The 16739-nt window shown below is 71.6% G+C and carries 16 protein-coding genes; 8 read left to right on the top strand and 8 right to left on the bottom strand.

From position 1 onward, the window contains the following. The first annotated feature begins 24 nt into the window (after nucleotides 1–24). Complete coding sequence (locus ACIBBB_RS08715; protein WP_398980245.1) at nucleotides 25–249, top strand: hypothetical protein; 225 nt, start codon at nucleotides 25–27, stop codon at nucleotides 247–249. Between the two features lie 12 nt (nucleotides 250–261). Here ACIBBB_RS08715 and ACIBBB_RS08710 read toward each other — a convergent pair whose 3' ends face one another. From ACIBBB_RS08710 to ACIBBB_RS08700, 3 genes are all read right to left on the bottom strand, one after another. Continuing rightward, complete coding sequence (locus tag ACIBBB_RS08710) at nucleotides 262–612, bottom strand: hypothetical protein (protein WP_398980243.1); 351 nt, start codon at nucleotides 610–612, stop codon at nucleotides 262–264. Nucleotides 613–692: 80 nt separating this feature from the next. Beyond that, nucleotides 693–1586, bottom strand: coding sequence for a PhzF family phenazine biosynthesis protein (locus tag ACIBBB_RS08705; protein ID WP_398980241.1), 894 nt, complete (start codon nucleotides 1584–1586; stop codon nucleotides 693–695). A 111-nt stretch (nucleotides 1587–1697) separates the two neighbouring features. Then, nucleotides 1698–2468 carry an SDR family oxidoreductase gene (locus tag ACIBBB_RS08700; RefSeq protein ID WP_398980239.1) on the bottom strand — a complete coding sequence of 257 codons (771 nt, stop codon included), beginning with the start codon at nucleotides 2466–2468 and terminating at the stop codon, nucleotides 1698–1700. Between the two features lie 200 nt (nucleotides 2469–2668). Between ACIBBB_RS08700 and ACIBBB_RS08695 the strand changes: the two genes are divergently transcribed. Further along, nucleotides 2669–4330, top strand: a complete 1662-nt coding sequence (locus ACIBBB_RS08695) for an alkaline phosphatase D family protein (RefSeq protein ID WP_398980237.1) — start codon at nucleotides 2669–2671, stop codon at nucleotides 4328–4330. Between the two features lie 105 nt (nucleotides 4331–4435). Here ACIBBB_RS08695 and ACIBBB_RS08690 read toward each other — a convergent pair whose 3' ends face one another. Further along, nucleotides 4436–6553: a SpoIIE family protein phosphatase gene (locus ACIBBB_RS08690; protein WP_398980235.1), complete on the bottom strand. Its 2118-nt coding sequence runs from the start codon at nucleotides 6551–6553 to the stop codon at nucleotides 4436–4438. A 296-nt stretch (nucleotides 6554–6849) separates the two neighbouring features. Continuing rightward, on the bottom strand, nucleotides 6850–7818 hold the full coding sequence (locus ACIBBB_RS08685) for a Gfo/Idh/MocA family protein (RefSeq protein WP_398980754.1): 969 nt from the start codon (nucleotides 7816–7818) through the stop codon (nucleotides 6850–6852). A 146-nt stretch (nucleotides 7819–7964) separates the two neighbouring features. Between ACIBBB_RS08685 and ACIBBB_RS08680 the strand changes: the two genes are divergently transcribed. Then, complete coding sequence (locus ACIBBB_RS08680; protein ID WP_398980753.1) at nucleotides 7965–9284, top strand: multidrug effflux MFS transporter; 1320 nt, start codon at nucleotides 7965–7967, stop codon at nucleotides 9282–9284. 34 nt (nucleotides 9285–9318) lie between these two features. Here the strand turns inward: ACIBBB_RS08680 and ACIBBB_RS08675 are convergent, their stop codons facing one another. Then, on the bottom strand, nucleotides 9319–10635 hold the full coding sequence (locus ACIBBB_RS08675; RefSeq protein WP_398980233.1) for a hypothetical protein: 1317 nt from the start codon (nucleotides 10633–10635) through the stop codon (nucleotides 9319–9321). Nucleotides 10636–10850: 215 nt separating this feature from the next. On the opposite strand from ACIBBB_RS08675, the gene ACIBBB_RS08670 reads away from it, so the two are divergent. Beyond that, nucleotides 10851–11894 carry a small ribosomal subunit Rsm22 family protein gene (locus ACIBBB_RS08670; protein ID WP_398980231.1) on the top strand — a complete coding sequence of 348 codons (1044 nt, stop codon included), beginning with the start codon at nucleotides 10851–10853 and terminating at the stop codon, nucleotides 11892–11894. On the opposite strand, the gene ddaH is transcribed toward ACIBBB_RS08670, so the two are convergent. Beyond that, nucleotides 11886–12743 carry a dimethylargininase gene (gene ddaH / locus ACIBBB_RS08665; protein ID WP_398980229.1) on the bottom strand — a complete coding sequence of 286 codons (858 nt, stop codon included), beginning with the start codon at nucleotides 12741–12743 and terminating at the stop codon, nucleotides 11886–11888. The genes ACIBBB_RS08670 and ddaH overlap by 9 nt on opposite strands. Nucleotides 12744–12948: 205 nt before the next feature. Here ddaH and ACIBBB_RS08660 point away from each other — a divergent pair, with 205 nt between their 5' ends. Continuing rightward, the gene (locus tag ACIBBB_RS08660) at nucleotides 12949–13575 is read left to right on the top strand and encodes a TetR/AcrR family transcriptional regulator (RefSeq protein ID WP_398980227.1); all 627 of its coding nucleotides are present in this window, start codon (nucleotides 12949–12951) and stop codon (nucleotides 13573–13575) included. Between the two features lie 310 nt (nucleotides 13576–13885). Then, complete coding sequence (locus tag ACIBBB_RS08655) at nucleotides 13886–14638, top strand: bifunctional DNA primase/polymerase (RefSeq protein ID WP_398980225.1); 753 nt, start codon at nucleotides 13886–13888, stop codon at nucleotides 14636–14638. A gap of 66 nt (nucleotides 14639–14704) precedes the next feature. On the opposite strand, the gene ACIBBB_RS08650 is transcribed toward ACIBBB_RS08655, so the two are convergent. Continuing rightward, nucleotides 14705–15694, bottom strand: coding sequence for a hypothetical protein (locus tag ACIBBB_RS08650; RefSeq protein WP_398980224.1), 990 nt, complete (start codon nucleotides 15692–15694; stop codon nucleotides 14705–14707). 137 nt (nucleotides 15695–15831) lie between these two features. Here ACIBBB_RS08650 and ACIBBB_RS08645 point away from each other — a divergent pair, with 137 nt between their 5' ends. Beyond that, on the top strand, nucleotides 15832–15945 hold the full coding sequence (locus tag ACIBBB_RS08645) for a hypothetical protein (RefSeq protein ID WP_398980751.1): 114 nt from the start codon (nucleotides 15832–15834) through the stop codon (nucleotides 15943–15945). Nucleotides 15946–16057: 112 nt separating this feature from the next. Continuing rightward, entirely contained in the window at nucleotides 16058–16726 is a 669-nt protein-coding gene (locus ACIBBB_RS08640; protein ID WP_398980222.1) for a PhzF family phenazine biosynthesis protein, read from the top strand. Nucleotides 16727–16739: the final 13 nt, after the last annotated feature.

Raw genomic sequence — 16739 nt, 5'->3', positions numbered from 1 at the left:
CGGGCCGGGGGCGAGAATCCGGGCATGCCCGCACCCACAGGTTTCAGTTACGAGCGGCACGCCGACGGCAGCGTCGTCATCACGCATCAGGGGCGGATCGCGAGCACCCTGCGCGGCGGGCGCGCCGACAAGTTCCTCGCCCAGGTCGCGAGCGGGGACGCGCAGTTGGTGATGGCGCGGTGGACCGGGTCGTACAAGTTCGGGAACGAGCGCACGGCCCGCGACCATCCGAGGAACCGGGGACGCTGACGGTCGGCCCGGTCACAGCTCCTCGGCGCGCAGCGCCAGATCCTGGAGGATGTCGGCCGACGAGACCTCGGGGCCGCCGGCGTCGTGCACCCGGGCCAGCGTCACGAAAGCGAGCGTGAACGCTCCCACGAGCTGCTCCACCGCGCCGCCGACCTCCCGGCCGAGCAGGGAGCTGAGTTCTTCGGGGGTCGCGTCGGCCGGCACCTCGACGCGCGGCATCGTCTCGTTGAGCAGTTCGGTCACGACGCCCATCTCGGCGTCCATGTCCTGCTCCTGACCGGTGTCCTCCTCAAGTCGACGCTGCCAGTCACCGGCCTGCGTCAGGATGGCGATCACACGCTTCAGGACCTCGCTCTGCTCCATGCCGTGAGCATAGGCGGGCGGGATGGGGCGCGTGGGTAGCAGCGCGAGCCGGTGGAGTGAGTCGCGCGCTCCCCTCCGGACTAGAACGACTTCGCCGGGATGGCTGTCCCCGCCCCCGACACCCGTACGCGCGCGTCGCCCGCGCGCAGTTCCACCGTCAGGAGGCCGGGCCTGCCCATGTCCACGCCCTGGTGGAGGGTGAGCACCGACGCCTCGGGGACGAGGCCGAGTTCACGCGCGTACGCCCCGAACGCCGCCGCCGCGGCGCCCGTCGCCGGGTCCTCGACCACGCCGCCCACCGGGAACGGGTCGCGTACGTGGAAGACGTCCGCCGACTCGCGCCACACCAGTTGCACCGTGGTCAGGTCCAGCCGGTGCATCAGGGCTTCCAGGCGGGCGAAGTCGTAGGACAGGTCCGCCAGTCGGGCCCGGGTCGCCGCGCCGACGACGAGGTGACGGGCCCCGCCGTACGCGATGCGCGGCGGCAGGTCCGGGTCGAGATCGCCGGTGGGCCAGTCGAGGGCGGCCAGCGCCTCGGCGAGGTCGGTGCCGGCGACCTCCTCGACGTGCGGCTCGACGCTGGTGAGGGTCGCCCGCGGCGGACCGCCGTCCCGCGTGGCGGCGACTGTCACCGGTACGGTCCCTGCGAGTGTCTCGAAGACCAGGTCGCCCGCGCCGATCCGTTCGGCCAGCGCGATCGCGGTGGCAACGGTGGCGTGCCCGCAGAACGGGATCTCGGCCTTCGGGCTGAAGTACCTGATGGTGAACGCCCGCCCCGGCTCCCCGGCACCGTCCGGCGCGGGCGCCGTCAGGAACGCCGACTCGCTGTAACCGAGGTCGGCGGCGATCGCGAGCATCGCGTCGTCCGTGAGCCGGGACGCGTCGAGCACGACGCCTGCGGGGTTGCCACCTGCGGGATCGGTCGAGAAGGCGGTGTAGCGCAGGACTTCGCCGGTCAGTGTCGGTTCGCTCATGCGCGTGCCAACGACGGGCGACGGGGAGGCATTCCCGCCGCGCCGCCCTCCCCGTGCGACCGCCCTCCGTGCGACCGCCCTCCCCGTGCGAGCGGCCGCCCCGCCCGGCCCTCAGCCTCGCCCGATGAACGGCATCGCCGTCGCCAGCACCGTCGCGAACTGGATGTTCGCCTCCAGCGGCAGTTCCGCCATGTGCAGCACCGTCGTCGCCACGTCCGCCGCGTCCATCACCGGCTCCACGGCCAGTTCGCCGTTCGCCTGCGGGACGCCGAGACCCATGCGCTGCGTCATGTCCGTCGCCGCGTTGCCGATGTCGATCTGGCCGCACGCGATGCGGTACGGACGGCCGTCCAGGGACAGCGACTTGGTGAGGCCCGTGAGGGCGTGCTTCGTCGCCGTGTACGCCACCGACCGCGGCCGGGGCGTATGCGCGGAGATGGAGCCGTTGTTGATGATCCGGCCGCCCTGCGGGTCCTGGTCCTTCATCAGCCGGAACGCCCCCTGCGCGCACAGGAACGAGCCCGTCAGGTTGGTGTCGACGACCTTGCGCCACGCCGAGTAGGGCAGCTCCTCCAGCGGCACGCCGCCGGGACCGAAGGTGCCCGCGTTGTTGAAGAGGAAGTCGATCCGGCCGTACCGCTCGCGCACCGTCCCGAAGAGCGCGTCCACATCCTCCGGCCGCGCCACGTCCGTCGGAACGCACACCGTATCGGCCGTCCCGGACGCCGATTCCGCCGCCATCGCGGCTGTCTCCTCCAGGCGTTCGGCCTTCCGTCCCGCGAGCACCACCGACCAGCCCGCGCCCGTCAGGGCGACCGAGACGCCCCGTCCGATGCCCGAACCCGCTCCCGTCACCACAGCGATCTTCCGCTCAGCATCCATGGGGCCGCAGCGTACGGGAGGAGGAGCTGCGGGCATACGGGACCCGGCGAGCCGTGACCGGGCACACCGGGGGTGGCATGTAACGGGCGCACGGGGAACTCATCAGGCGGACATCCCGATGTTGTGTACCCGACAACGATCAGACGTCGCGCCGGGCTGCACTTCCTCTGACAACAACCGTCAGGGGAGGGGCACATCACATGACACCCGCACGCACCGGTACATCCAGCAGTGGGAACGCCGCCGCGCACTCGCCCGAGATGAGGGCCGCCGCGGCCCATCTCGGCCGCCGTCGTTTTCTCACCGTCACGGGCGCCGCCGCCGCACTCGCCTTCGCCGTCAACCTGCCCACGGCGGGCACCGCGAGCGCCGCCGAGCTGGACGCCTCGAAGATCAAGAGCGACCCCTTCACCCTCGGCGTCGGCTCGGGCGACCCGCAGCCCGCCTCCGTACTGCTCTGGACCCGCCTCGCGCCCAGCCCTTACCAGGCCGACAGCGGCCTGCCCCGGGCCCGGGTCTCGGTGCGCTGGGAGGTCTCCCACGACGACCGGTTCACGCGCGTCGTCAGACGCGGAACCACCACCGCCCACCCGGAGTTCGACCACAGCGTCCACGTGGAGGTCCCCGGTCTGGACGCGGACCGCTTCTACTTCTACCGCTTCCGCGCGGGCAAGTGGATCAGCCCCGTCGGCCGCACCCGCACCGCCCCCGCGCGCTCCGCGAACATCGGGGAGCTCAAGCTCGCCGCCGTCTCCTGCCAGGCGTACCACGACGGCTACTTCACCGCGTACAAGCACCTGGCCGCCGAAGACCTGGACGTCGTCATCCACCTCGGCGACTACCTCTACGAGTACGCCGTCTCGGCGGTCGGCGGCGCCCGCAACTACACCGACCGGCGGCTGCCCGCGCACTACAACCGCGAGACCATCACGCTGGAGGACTACCGGCTGCGCTACGGCCTCTACAAGTCCGACCCGGACCTGATGGCCGCGCACGGCGCGCACCCCTTCATCGTCACGTGGGACGACCACGAGACGGAGAACAACTACGCGGACGAGACGCCCGAGAACGACGTCCCGCCGGAGGAGTTCCTGCTCCGCAGGGCCGCCGCCTACCGCGCGTACTGGGAGAACCAGCCGCTGCGCGCCCCGCAGCAGCCCGACGGCCCCGACATGCAGCTCTACCGCCGGCTGCACTTCGGGCGCCTCGCGCAGTTCGACATCCTCGACACCCGCCAGTACCGCTCCAACCAGGCGTACGGGGACGGCTGGCAGGTCCCGGGCCCGGAGTCCGAGGACCCGACGCGCACCATGACCGGCGAGACGCAGGAGCGGTGGCTGCTGAACGGCTGGAAGCAGTCCCGCGCCACCTGGAACCTGCTGCCGCAGCAGGTCACCTTCGCGCAGCGCCGTGATGTGCCCGGGGACAACTTCAAGGTGTCGATGGACGGTTGGGACGGGTACACGGCCTCCCGCAAGCGCGTCCTGGACGGCGCGGACGCGGCCGGTCTCGACAACCTGATGGTGCTCACCGGCGACGTGCACGTCGGCTACGGCTTCGACCTCAAGGCCGACTTCGACGACCCCGCCTCCCGCACCGTCGGTACCGAGGTCGTCGCCACCTCCATCACGAGCGGGAAGGACGGTGCGGACAAGCCCGCCAACTGGGACAACCTCACCGCCGCCAACCCGCACATGAAGTTCTACAACGGGCGGCGCGGCTATGTGACCGTCACGCTCGGCAAGCAGCAGGCGCGGGCCGACTTCAAGACGGTCTCCGCCGTCACGACGCCCGGCGCGCCCCTCTCGACGGCCGCTTCCTTCGTGACCGAGGCGGGCGACCCGGGCCTCAAACCCGTCTGACGCTCTCGCCGTAACCGGTGTGGAAGTGACAGGGCCGGAGCCCTTGGCGACCTCGGTCGGCGAGAGCTCCGGCCCTGCCCGCTTCCCGGGGGCCGGCCGGCCCGGTCACGGGACGGCCCGCCGGCGAAGAAGCAGGAGGGCGATGTCGTCCAGCCGGGGGGCGGACTCCTCCGCGTGGCGGATGAGGGCGTCGGCGACCTCGTCGAGGTCCCGGCTCTGATCCTGGCCGAGGCGCAGCGCGAGGTCGTCGGTGATGTCGTCGATGTCCGTGCCCGGGATCTCCACGAGCCCGTCGGTGTAGAGGGCGAGTACCGAGCCGGGCGGGAGAGGGATCTCGGTGGTGGGGTATTCGCCGTCGGGGTCGACGCCGAGCAGGATTCCGGGAGGTACGCGGAGAACTTCGGTGGCTCCGTCGGGGTGGCGGAGCAGGGCCGGCGGGTGTCCGGCGCTCGCGAGGTGGACGCGGTGGTGGATGAGGTCGAGGCGGACGATCAGGCAGCTGGTGAACAGCCCGGCGTCGAGGTCCATGAGGAGCAGATTGGTGCGGGCGAGGAGCTCCCCCGGAGGCGTGTCCGCGTTGGCGTGGGCGTGGACGGCGGTGCGGACCTGCCCCATGAGGGCGGCGGCGGCGGTGTTGTGGCCCTGGACGTCGCCGATCGCCGCGGTGATGGTGGTCGTGCCGCGGACCAGGTCGTAGAAGTCGCCGCCGATGTCCGTGTCGTGGCCTGCCGGAAGGTAGCGGGCGGCGACGTCCAGGCCGGGGACGCGGGGCAGTGCGCGGGGCAGCAGGGATGTCTGAAGGGCGTGGGCGAGGGCGTGTTTGGAGTCGTAGAGATGGGCCCGGTCCAGGGCTTGGGCGATGAGCCCGGCCAGTGAGGTGAGGAGGGCGCGTTCGGCCGGGGGAAAGGCGCGGGGCTGGTCGTAGGAGAGTGTGAGAGAGCCGATGGAGTGGCCGGAGGCGGTCAGCGGCAGGAAGGCCCAGGCGCTCCTGTTCTGGAAGCGGGGCACGTCGGGGTACTCGCGCAGGAAGTCGGCGAAGGTGGGGAAGAAGGTGGGAACGTCGGTCGCGAGGGCGCGCGCCGCCGGGCTGGGGAAGGTCAGGGGCTCTCCGTCGATGCGGTTGATGAACTCGGTGCTGTAGCCGCGGTGACCGATCGCGCGCAGACGGCCTTCCTCGGCGATCAGGAGGACCAGGCCCTGCGCGCCGAAGCCGGGCACGATCTGGTCGGCGGCGAGATCGACCACGTCCCGGACACCCACGGCCTCGGCGAGTACGGCCGACATGTGGGTCAGGTGGTAGAGCCCCATCGCACCGACGGGTTCGCCGGACGGCGTGGCCTCCCGCGGCGCCACGCCTTCCGGCCGGGCGGCGGGTGTGATGTGCACGCTGATGCCGCTGCCGCCGGGGTAGAGCTCGAAGAGAACCGGTGTGTCCGGTGGCCGGACCGCGGTGAACGAGGTGGACCGGCGGGTGATCACCGCGTATCTGTAGCGGTCCTCGAATTCCGGACCGTTCAGCCAGTGCAGCACCTCCCAGGGGTAGTTGCCCACGAGGGCGGCCGAACCGGCGCCCACGAGGTCCGCCCCGGCGGGATTGATGAAGGTGACCTTGCCGTCGAGGTCGAGTTCGCAGCAACCGACAGGAAGGCGTTCGGTGAAGCGCAGCGCGGCCGTGGCACGGGAGGGGTCGGCCCGGCCGGCCGGCGTGGGCAGCAACCTCGGTTCTCGCGGGGGCAGCAGCGGGACGCCTCGGTCATGGGCCACCTCCAGCAGCCGCGCGGTCTTCCGGCAGAAGGTGGAGATGGCCTCGCTGTCGCGCGGACGGAGTCGCGGGGGACGCCGGACGGGCCACAGCAGCGCGATTCCGCCCCATGCCCGGGTTCCACTGGTCAGGGGGAGCGCGGCGAGCATGAAGTCGTACGGCACCACGACGCCCAGTTGCGGGTAGCGGCTGGACATCTCCTCCTGGCTGCCCAGCCACACCCGATGCCGCTGGTGAACGGCGTCCACGACAGGGCTGGAGATGTCCAGGGGGGCACGGGCCCAGGGCGCGGCGACCCGCGGTGACACGCCGGACACCAGCGTCAGCCACAACACCTCCGCCCCCGGCGGAAACAGGTACAGCAGGCCGATCGACGCGTCGGTGTCGCGCATCACCTCTGTCATCAGGCCATCCAGGTCACCGAGACCGAAGCCGGGGCCGGAGCCGGTGCGCCCCCGCACGGGGCTCAGCCCGCCCTGGCGGCGAGCGCGGCGGCAGGGCGAACGCGGCTGCGGCGGCCCTGAGCCGCCTCTTCCCGGATCACGGCTTCCTCCTGCCGGTGGCGGCGGGCACCCCACGCTGCCTGCCGGTGCGACGGCCGACGGGACCGGCGGCCAAGCGCCGGAGAGAGCGGAGCCGCCCACCAGTCGCGGCGAACAAGATAACCCATAAGCGGACAATAAGCCCGCATTTCTCTGGCGTCATCCCCGCTCTGCCATACGCCGGAGCGGTGATCGCCGGCCCGCCCGCGCTCCCCTCAGCCCTCCTCGTCCACCGGGTAGCGGACGCCGACCCGCTCACGTACCGCGTCGAGCGTCCGCATCACGGCCAGGCTGCCGTCCAAGGGGACCAGCGGCGACTGGGTCTCCCCGGCCCGCAGGCACCGCATCACCTCCGCCGCCTCGTGCTGCATCCCCGTCAACCCGCTCTCGGCGGCGTGCTGTTCGGGCTCCCGCCCGTCCCGGTGCAGTACGAAGGCGTCCGGCGCGAAGAAACCGCTCGGCAGCTCGATCCGGCCCGCTGTGCCGGTGACCGTCGCGGTCGACGGCGTCGCGGCGGTCACCGAGCAGCTGAGCAGAGCGGTCGCCCCGGACTCCCAGCCCAGCAGCATCCCCGTGTTGAGATCCACCCCCTCGGGCGAGAGGAGTGCGTCGGCCTGTACGCGGTCCGGCTCGCCCAGGATCAGCTGCGCGAACGACACCGGGTAGACCCCGAGGTCCAGCAGCGCGCCGCCGCCGAGCGCGGGATCGCGCAGCCGGTGCTCGGGACCGAAGGGACCCTGGAGCCCGAAGTCGGCCTGCACCGTGCGGACTTCACCGATCGCCCCGTCCGCGATCAGCTCCGTCATCCGCCGGATCACCGGACTGCAGTACATCCACATGGCTTCCATCAGGAAGAGATCCCGCTCACGCGCGAGCGCCACCAACTCACCGGCCTCGCGCGAGTTCAGCGTGAAGGCCTTCTCGCACAGCACCGGCTTCCCCGCTTCGAGGGCGAGCCCTGTCGCGGCGCGGTGCGCGGAGTGCGGCGTCGCCACGTACACCACGTCCACGTCAGGATCGGCGACGAGCCCGGCCCAGTCGCCGTACGCCCGCGGGATGTCGAACCGGTCGGCGAACGCCTTCGCCGACGCCTCACTCCGCGAGGCCACGGCGACGACCTCGGCGCCCGCCATGCGCCGTACGTCCGCGGTGAACGTCGCGGCTATGCCGCCCGTGGCGAGAATGCCCCACCGCGTCGTGCCGTCGCCGCCACCGACCACGCCGTTTCTGTCTTGTTCCGCCGTCATATGTGCCCCTTACACAAAAAAGGTCTCGACCAGTCGGTCAGAGCTGAGAGCATAGGGAGGGTTTCAACTACATGGAGATGCGAATGCCGGACGGCGGCCAGAGCACACGCGCACGTCAAGGACACATACCCAGCTCACCGGCCGCGACGGGGAGCGACACCGGCGTCGACATCCCCGCCGCGCGACGCGCCGGGATCGTGGTGACTCTCGTCCTCGGCGGGCTCACCGCACTCCCGCCCCTGTCGATGGACATGTACCTCCCGGCGCTCCCCGCCGTCACCCGTGCCCTCGGCTCGTCGGCGGCCACCGCGCAGCTCACCCTCACCGCCTGTCTGACCGGCATGGCCCTCGGCCAGTTGGTCGTGGGGCCGATGAGTGACAAGTGGGGACGCCGGAAGCCTCTGCTGCTCGGCATGGTGGTGTACGTCTTCGCCACCGCGATCTGCGCCCTGGCCCCCACCGTCGAACTGCTCATCGGCTTCCGGCTTCTCCAGGGGCTGGCGGGCGCGGCGGGCATCGTGATCGCCCGCGCCGTGGTGCGTGATCTCTACGACGGCGTCGAGATGGCCCGGTTCTTCTCCACGCTGATGCTGATCTCCGGCGTCGCGCCGGTCATCGCCCCGGTGATCGGCGGCCAGGTGCTCCAGGTCACCGACTGGCGCGGCATCTTCGTCGTCCTGACGTTCGTCGGCATCGCGCTGACCCTCGTCGTCGTGAAGTGGCTGCACGAGACGCTGCCGAGCGAGAAGCGGCACGGCGGCGGCGTCGGCGAAGCGCTCAGCACGATGCGCGGGCTGCTCGCCGACCGCGTCTTCACCGGCTACATGCTGGCGGGCGGGCTCGCCTTCGCGGCCCTGTTCGCGTACATCGCCGCCTCGCCGTTCGTGGTCCAGGAGATCTACGGTGCCTCGCCGCAGACGTACAGCCTGCTCTTCGGCGTCAACTCCATCGGTCTGATCACCGTCGGGCAGATCAACGGCCGGCTGCTGGTCGGCCGGGTCAGCATGGACAAGGTGCTGGCGCTCGGACTGGTCGTCATCACACTCGCCGGGGCGGCGCTGCTGCTGATGACCAGCGGGGTGTTCGGCGAGCCCGGCCTCGTCCCGGTCGCTGCCGGGCTGTTCGTCCTGATGTCGGCGATGGGGCTCGCGATGCCCAATACGAACGCCCTGGCGCTGATGCGGACCCCGCACGCGGCCGGGTCCGCTTCGGCTCTCATCGGTACGGCGTCGTTCCTGATCGGCGCCGTCGCGTCACCGCTCGTCGGGATCGCGGGCGAGGAGACGGCGGTGCCGATGGCCGTCGTGCAGGTGGTGTGCGGCGTCGGGTCGCTGGTCTGCTTCCTGGCGCTTTGCCGCCCGTGGCAGCCCCAGCACCGCGCCTCCCAGCCCGTCGGCCCCTGAGCCGTCTCCCGGGTCCGCGACTCTCCGGGGAGGCTCAGTCCTCGTCGCGCCGCAGATAGGCGATCAGATGCGGACGGTCGCCGGCGTCCGTCCAGCGGAAGAGCCCCACCCCGTTCGCGTCCCCGCTCGGCAGCCGCACATTGAGAGGCAGCGGTTCGGGCTCACCGGTGGTGAGACTCACCTGTACGGGATTGCCGCCGCCGGACAGGGCGTCTGTCACGTTACGGGCGCTCGTCGCCCCGTACGCCACGCCCGTGTCCGTCACCGACGTCAGCGTCAGCGGCCTGGTGCCGTCCGACTCCTCGAAGCAGAACGCCTTCTTCTCGTCCAGGTCGAAGGCGAGCCTGCCCGCGATGAGAAAGCGGCCGTTGGGGGAGGAGATGAGCTGCGGCTCGGCGCTCGGGTTGATCGCGGGCTTACGGCACCGCACCTGCGCCACCAGCTTGCCGGTGTCCAGGGCGTGCACCACCCACATCTCGTGCGTGGCCGCGTCCTTCGCGCCCTTCTTCTTCTGCCACTTTGCCAGCACGTGCTCGGCCGACATGGACGCGGGCACACCGGACGTCGGTTCGGTGCCCTTCGGCGCGACCTTCCGGCTGAACCAGCCGCCCCGTACCCAGAACTCCTTCGCGCCGCTCACCAGCAGACCGCTCGCGGTCACGCCCCGCACCTCGGTCAGCTTCTTGCAGTTCGGGCAGCCCTTCGGGAAGCCGAGCGAGCCCGGCGCGGTCCGGGACACCTCGCCGGTCGACGGGTCGACGACCGCGCTGACGGCCTTGCCGTCGCTGATCAGAATGCCGGGGCCGGTGCCGGTGATGGTTGGCGCGTCCGTCCAGGGCACCTCGACGCGCCGCTGCTCGCCGGTGGTCGCGTCGTACACGTCGAGGGAGACGAGCGAGTCGGCCGACGCCAGCGCGTACTCGCCGAGCCGCCCGTACGACCAGGTCACGAAGTACTGCTTGTCGCCCTTGGTCACCGACAGCAGCCGGGGGTACCGGTCCACCGGCGCCAGGGGCCGCCACGCCTGGCCCGACCAGCCGGCCTTCCCGGTCTCGGTGTACTGGGTGCGCAGCTGGTACCGGTTGTCGTCGACCCGGGCCAGATAGGCGACGAGACCGTTGGCGGAGGCGACCGCGTACTGCGGTGACACGTCCTCGATCTCCCAGCCGCGCCGGGTGTTGTAGGCGTCGGGCACGTTCAGCTGTGTCTCGGGGCCGGAGCTCGCCACCGGCTTGCGTGGCTTGGCGTCCTCCTCGGTGCCGCCGCCGCAGCTGGCGAGGACGAGCAGCATCACCAGGATCAGCACCCCGGCGATGAGCGTGATGCGCACGATCTTCTGCCGCTTGGTCATCAAGGACATCGGCGTCAGACCGCGAGCACGGTAAAACGACAACTTGGTCCCCCCGCGAGCACGGTGTGGCGATGGAGCGGCAACGGCCGTCAGCGTAGCAACTGGGTCGGTACCCAACGCAGTTCGGTGCCGTCCCGATTCCGTCCCCGTTCTGTGCCCATCGAGTGTCGGACAGGCGGATTCCGGCCACACCCGGGGCGCCTACAATTTCGGCGGTGAACGCCTCCCTCCGCACCGCCGAAGTCCTCCGCTCCGCGCTCGCGGGACTGCTCGACGGAGTGCCGCCGAGCAAGGCCGCCCAAGCCGTCGAGCGGCTGATCGCCAACTACCGGGGAGTCACCCCGACCGGCACGCCGCTGCTGAGGGACCGCTCCGACGTCGCGGCCTATGCCGCGTACCGGATGCCGGCCACGTTCGAGGCCGTACGGTCCGCGCTCGACGCGCTCGCCGACGCCGCGCCCGGGTGGGCGCCGGGCAGCCATGTGGACGTGGGCGGGGGTACGGGGGCGGCGGTGTGGGCGACCGAGGCGACCTGGTCCGGCGGCGAGGGCGGCGGCGGCGCCGGTGGGCGCACCACGAGCGTGCTGGACTGGGCCGAACCCGCGCTCGCCCTCGGCCGCGAGCTGGCCGCCGAATCCGGCGCGCCCGCGCTGCGGGACGCCGAGTGGCGCCGTACCAGGATCGGCACGGGCCTGAAACTCCCCGAGTGCGACCTCGTCACCGTCTCCTACGTCCTGGGCGAGCTCACCGACGCCGATCGCGGCGCCCTCGTCGCCGAGGCCGCGCGCGCCGGACAGGCCGTGGTGATCGTGGAGCCGGGGACGCCCGACGGCTACGCACGCGTCATCGAGGCCCGCGACCTGCTGATCGGGGCGGGCCTGCGCGTCGCGGCGCCCTGCCCGCACAGCGGCGCCTGCCCGATCGAACCCGGCACGGACTGGTGCCACTTCGCCGCCCGCGTCAGCCGGTCGTCGCTGCACCGGCAGGTGAAGGGGGGCTCGCTGGCCTACGAGGACGAGAAGTTCAGCTATGTGGCGGCGGTGCGCTTCGACGCGGAGCCGGTACGGGCGCGGGTGACCCGTAAGCCGCAGACCCGCAAGGGGCAGATGCTGCTCGACCTCTGTACGGAGAAGGACGGGCTCCGGCGCGAGACGGTGAGCAAGCGGCACGGGCCGCTGTACCGGGCCGCGCGCGACGCGTCGTGGGGCGACGGCTGGCCGCCCCACGACGTGCCCGCGAGCGCGCCGGAATCAGGCTGAGAGCAGCAACTCCCGCCGCACGTCGAGCTCTTGCTCCTGGCGCAGCTCCTGCGTGCAGCACTTCACGCTGCCGCCGCCCTTGAGCAGCTCGCCCAGGTCCATGGCGACCGGCTCGTAGCCCCGGCGCCTGAGCGGGGCGAAGAGCCCGGCCGCCGCCTGCGGCAGCAGCACATGGCGGCCGTCGCTCACCGCGTTGAGCCCGAGGGCCGCCGCGTCGGTCTCCTCGGCGATGAGCGCGTCCGGGAAGAGCCGGGCGAGGACGGCCCGGCTGCCGGGCGAGAACGCGCCGGGGTAGTACATGACCTCGTCGGCCGCGTCGTCCAGGACACAGAGCGCCGTGTCCAGGTGGTAGTAGCGCGGATCGACCAGGTCGAGACCGATCACCGGCCGGCCGAAGAACTCCTGTGCCTCGTCGTGGGAGAGCGGACTGGACCGGAAGCCGCGTCCGGCCAGGATGTACGAGCCGGTGACGGCGAAGTCGCCCTCGCCCTCGTTGATGTGCGCCGGCTCATGGATCTCTGTGAAGCCGCGCGCGCGGAACCAGGCCAGATGCGCCTCCGCCTCCCGCGTGCGCTCGGGGTGGGCGAACCGCGCGCCGAGCACGCGGCCGTCGATGACGGTGGCGCCGTTGGCCGCGAACACCATGTCGGGCAGGTCGGGCCGGGGTTCGAGCAGCGAGACGGTGTGACCGAGAGCGCGGTAGCGGTCGCGGAGCACCTCCCACTGCGCGAGGGCCAGCGGAAGGTCCACCGGTTTCGACGGATCCATCCACGGGTTGATCGAGTACGTCACTCTGAAATGCGCCGGTGGGCACATCAGATAGCGCCGGGGCGAGGCGTCACGAGGCAATGAGGGCTCCTCACGAACGAGGGGATCGCACGGGGTGTGTGCGTCGACCCATGGTCCGCCCCGAAGGGCGTTCGCGCAGTGATCCGTTCGGGTGGTTCACGGAGCGGCACGGGAGGGGCCGCGCCGCATGATCGGCGCCCGCGCGGTGCGCCGAGGGGCGAGGCGGGCGAGACGGTGCGTCTCGCCAGCCTGGTAGGCTGCCGAAATGGCTGAAAGCAAGGCACCGGACTCCACCCGCCGCAGCGAGAAGTCACGCCGCGCGATCTACGCCGCCGCTCTGTCCCTGGTGGGAGAGGCCGGCTACGCGAAGACGACGATCGAGGGCATCGCGGCCCGCGCGGGCGTCGGCAAACAGACGATCTACCGCTGGTGGCCCTCGAAGGCCGCCGTACTCCTCGAAGCCTTCCTCGACCTGGGCGAACAGGCGGCCGAGGCGGCCGGCGGCGGCGCGTACGAGATCCCGGACACCGGCGATCTCGCCGCGGACCTGAAGCTGGTGCTGCGCGCCACGGTCGACGAGCTGAACGATCCGGCGTTCGAGGCACCGACCCGCGCGCTCGCCGCCGAGGGCATCGTGGACGCGGCCATCGGCGCCCAGTACGTGGAGAAGCTCCTGGAGCCGCAGGCCGCCCTCTACGTACGGAGGCTGCGGGCCGCACAGGAGGCGGGGACCGTACGCGACGACATCGACCCGCGCACCGCGATGGAACTGCTGACCGGCCCCATCCTGCACCGCTGGCTGCTGCGGACGCTGCCGCTCACCCACGAGTACGCGGACGCGCTGGTCGACTACGCGCTGAACGGACTGGCGCCGAGATCATCGGATGAGTAGCCCGACCGGTCCATCGGCTCCCTCGGCGTCGCTCGGCCTCCATCAGCCCCCGGCCGGGCGTCTCACGGCACTGAGTGCCGTACCGGAATCCCGACCCGCACGGGACGAGTTCCCGGCAACGTCGAATGTGTCGAATGCCACCGGCACCCATCGCCCGCATCGGTGGCTGATTTCCCGAAATAGCCTGGGATGACGCCCGGTGATGGGCATCCGCCTCCCCACCCCGGTTGAGGAGTGCGGCCCCCCGAAGCGCAGGATGGTGCGAACATGGAAGAGTCCGAGAGGGCCGATGCATGAGGTGAGGGGATAGATGGGCGACGATTTCGGCCGCTACCGCGGCACTGAGGGCAGGGTTTCCCAGTGGCTGCGCCGACTCGCCAGACGGACCGACGACGGTCCGGCATCCGCCCAGGATCCCGACGCCCGCCTGGCACTGCTCCTCGCGGTGGCCGCCGCCGGTATGCCCGTCTCGCCCGCCGCGCACCCCATCGGCTACCGATGTTCGTGCGAACGTATCGGCTGCCCCACCCCCGCCAGACATCCCATCTCCTTCGCCTGGCAGACACAGTCCACGACCGACGAGGCCCAGATCGAACGCTGGGCCAGGAACCAGCCCGAGGCCAACTTCATCACGGCGACCGGTCTGGTCCACGACGTCCTCGACGTCCCGCTGGAGGCGGGCAGCAGGGCGCTGGAGCGGCTGCTCGGCGCGGGGATCGACGTCGGTCCGGTGGCCGACTCCGGCGGTGACCGGATGCTCTTCTTCACCGCCACCCGCGGCACGCCCGAGGACGAGGACGAGTGGTGGCCCTGTGAGCTGGACTGCCACCCCGAGACGATGGACGAGCATCCGGGGTTCCGCTGGCACTGCCGGGGCAGTTACGTCCTCGTACCGCCGGCGAGGCTGCCCGGCGAGCTGTCGATGGCCTGGCTGCGCGGCCCCGAGCACCCGCTGCCGGACCCGCTGACGCTGCTGGAGTCGCTGACCGACGCGTGCGCGAGGTACGCGGGCGAGAACCACGAGCTGGACCCGCACTCGGTGGCCTGGCCGCTCGGCCGCTGACCACCGGAGCCGGACCGTCGCCCGGACGACGGTCCGCGCTCGTCGGGGCGTCCCCTGCGAGGGGTGTCAGGAGCCTTCGGCCCCGATCACCCCTTGCAGCCTGCTCACCACGTTCACCTGATCCGCGTCGGCCCCGGCCGGCTTCACCAGCGCCGCCTGGCTCGACACCCACTCCTTGGTGAGGGTGTCGTCCACGTCGCCGGTCATCAGCGCCTTCACGTCGGCGCTCACGGTCGGGGTGTAGCCCTCGGCGGCCGTCTGCCGGTCGAAGTACTTGATCGCGAAGAAGACGAGCGCGCCGCCGTCCTTCGTGGCGAGGGCGAGTGGCGCGAAGTCCCCGGTGTCCAGGCGCTGATCGCTGTACTGGATGGTGAGGCCGGGAAGCTTGGCGTTCTTCGCGCGGATGTCCCGCCACTCGTCGGTGTGCGGTCCGGGCGTGAAATGCTCGGGCTCGCCGTCCTTCAAGTACGAGATGTACTCCGCGCCCACGTCCCCGGGAGCGACCGCCGGTGACTCGCTGTCGGCGGGCGCCGGTTCGACGAAGCCGTCCTTGTCGGTCTTGAACTCGGGGAACTCGTCCGGCGTGAGAATCGCGAGATAGGCGACCTCCCACAACTGGTCGGCGCCGTTGCGCACGAAGACCAGGACCCAGCGGTTGTCGCCGGGGCCGTCGTCCTTGTCGCGGTTGCTGTCGGTGTCGGCGACGAACCAGCGCGGCCAGCCGGCCTTCTTGGGGATCAGGTACTTGGCGTCGGTCAGCTCCAGGGGCTGGTGCCGGTCGTTGCCCTCGGGGTCGGTGATGCTTCTGGCCTTGAGCCCGGCCTGGTTGATCGCCCCGAGCGCACCGGTGACCCGGCCGGCGTCCAGCCCCGGGTCGTACGCCTTGTCCGCCTTGTTGTACGCCTCGGTGAAATCCGCGAGGGCCTGGGCCGCCTCGGACTTCTTCGCACCCGGCAGTACCGCCAGTTCACCGTGGACCGTCATACACCCACTCGCGACCAGCGACATCACCGTCGCTATCGCCAGCCCCGCCGCTGCCCGAATCGGCCTTCTCATCGGTCGCCTTCTGCTCCGTGACCCCCACTGACCGTGCGAACCCTACCCGTCCGCCGCGGCACCACGAGCGGGGTCCCGGTGCGCGGGCCCGGCAGGCCCGCAGCATCAACTCCTGGTGACGCGGGTCGACCGGCGCGCTGACCTGCGCGCTGACCGGCGCGGCGGGGGCGCTCGCCGTCGCGGGCGCCGCGGCCGTCTACGTCGCCCGGCGCCGTAACCCGGCCACCGGCGAGGTCCGACAGGTGAGTTGAGCCTTCGGGCACCTTCAAGCGGCAGGGCCGTGCCGCGGGAGTAGCGGTACGGCCCCGCCCCGTCCGGCACACCTCGCACGTGATGTCCGACCCCTGATGTTTCAATGCCTGCGTGACTGACATCGGCAGCGGCGGCATCGAAGTACTGAGCGTCTTCTGCGGGGGCGACGGGCGGCACGGCAACCGGCTCGGAGTCGTACGGCACGGCCGCGACTACCCCGACGAGGCGTCCCGGCAGGCGCTCGCCGCCGAACTCGGCTTCAGCGAGACCGTGTTCGTTGACGACCCCGAGCGCGGTTACGTGGACATCTACACCCCGGGCGTACGGCTGCCGTTCGCCGGACACCCGCTCGTGGGGGCCGCGTGGCTGCTCGACCTGGAGCTGGTCAACCCGCCGGTCGGCGAGGTGTGGGTGCGCCAGGACGGCGAGTTCACCTGGATCACGGCGCGCCCCGAGTGGGCCCCGCCGCGCACCCTGTGCCGCTACGGGACGGCCGCCGAGGTCGACGCCCTCCCCGCGCCGCCGCCGGGCGAGGGCTGGCTCTACGCGTGGGCGTGGGAGGACGAGTCCGCCGGCCGGGTCAGGGCACGGGCCTTCCCGCGCCGCGACGACGGCATCGTGGAGGACGAGGCGACGGGGGCGGCGGCCCTGCTGCTCACCGCCGAGCTGGGGCGGGCGTTGAACATCACGCAGGGCCGGGGGTCGCAGATCCTCACTGCCCCCGGCCCCGACGGCTCGATCGAGGTCGGCGGACGCGTCCGCCTGCTTCCGCCGCGCTGAACGCGGTCCCCGG

This window comes from Streptomyces sp. NPDC051217, assembly GCF_044455465.1.
Classification (GTDB): domain Bacteria; phylum Actinomycetota; class Actinomycetes; order Streptomycetales; family Streptomycetaceae; genus Streptomyces.
The sequence above is the reverse complement of the archived record's forward strand: the minus strand, read 5'-3'. Positions and strand labels throughout refer to the sequence as shown.

Bases quoted from the DNA above. Each gene is read 5' to 3' on its own strand.
- ACIBBB_RS08655 (WP_398980225.1), top strand. From the start codon at position 13,886: ATGGGCGACGATTTCGGCCGCTACCGCGGCACTGAGGGCAGGGTTTCC.
- ACIBBB_RS08660 (WP_398980227.1), top strand. From the start codon at position 12,949: ATGGCTGAAAGCAAGGCACCGGACTCCACCCGCCGCAGCGAGAAGTCA.
- ACIBBB_RS08650 (WP_398980224.1), bottom strand. From the start codon at position 15,694: ATGAGAAGGCCGATTCGGGCAGCGGCGGGGCTGGCGATAGCGACGGTG.
- ACIBBB_RS08695 (WP_398980237.1), top strand. From the start codon at position 2,669: ATGACACCCGCACGCACCGGTACATCCAGCAGTGGGAACGCCGCCGCG.
- ACIBBB_RS08715 (WP_398980245.1), top strand. From the start codon at position 25: ATGCCCGCACCCACAGGTTTCAGTTACGAGCGGCACGCCGACGGCAGC.
- ACIBBB_RS08705 (WP_398980241.1), bottom strand. From the start codon at position 1,586: ATGAGCGAACCGACACTGACCGGCGAAGTCCTGCGCTACACCGCCTTC.
- ACIBBB_RS08710 (WP_398980243.1), bottom strand. From the start codon at position 612: ATGGAGCAGAGCGAGGTCCTGAAGCGTGTGATCGCCATCCTGACGCAG.
- ACIBBB_RS08680 (WP_398980753.1), top strand. From the start codon at position 7,965: ATGCCGGACGGCGGCCAGAGCACACGCGCACGTCAAGGACACATACCC.
- ACIBBB_RS08700 (WP_398980239.1), bottom strand. From the start codon at position 2,468: ATGGATGCTGAGCGGAAGATCGCTGTGGTGACGGGAGCGGGTTCGGGC.
- ACIBBB_RS08675 (WP_398980233.1), bottom strand. From the start codon at position 10,635: ATGACCAAGCGGCAGAAGATCGTGCGCATCACGCTCATCGCCGGGGTG.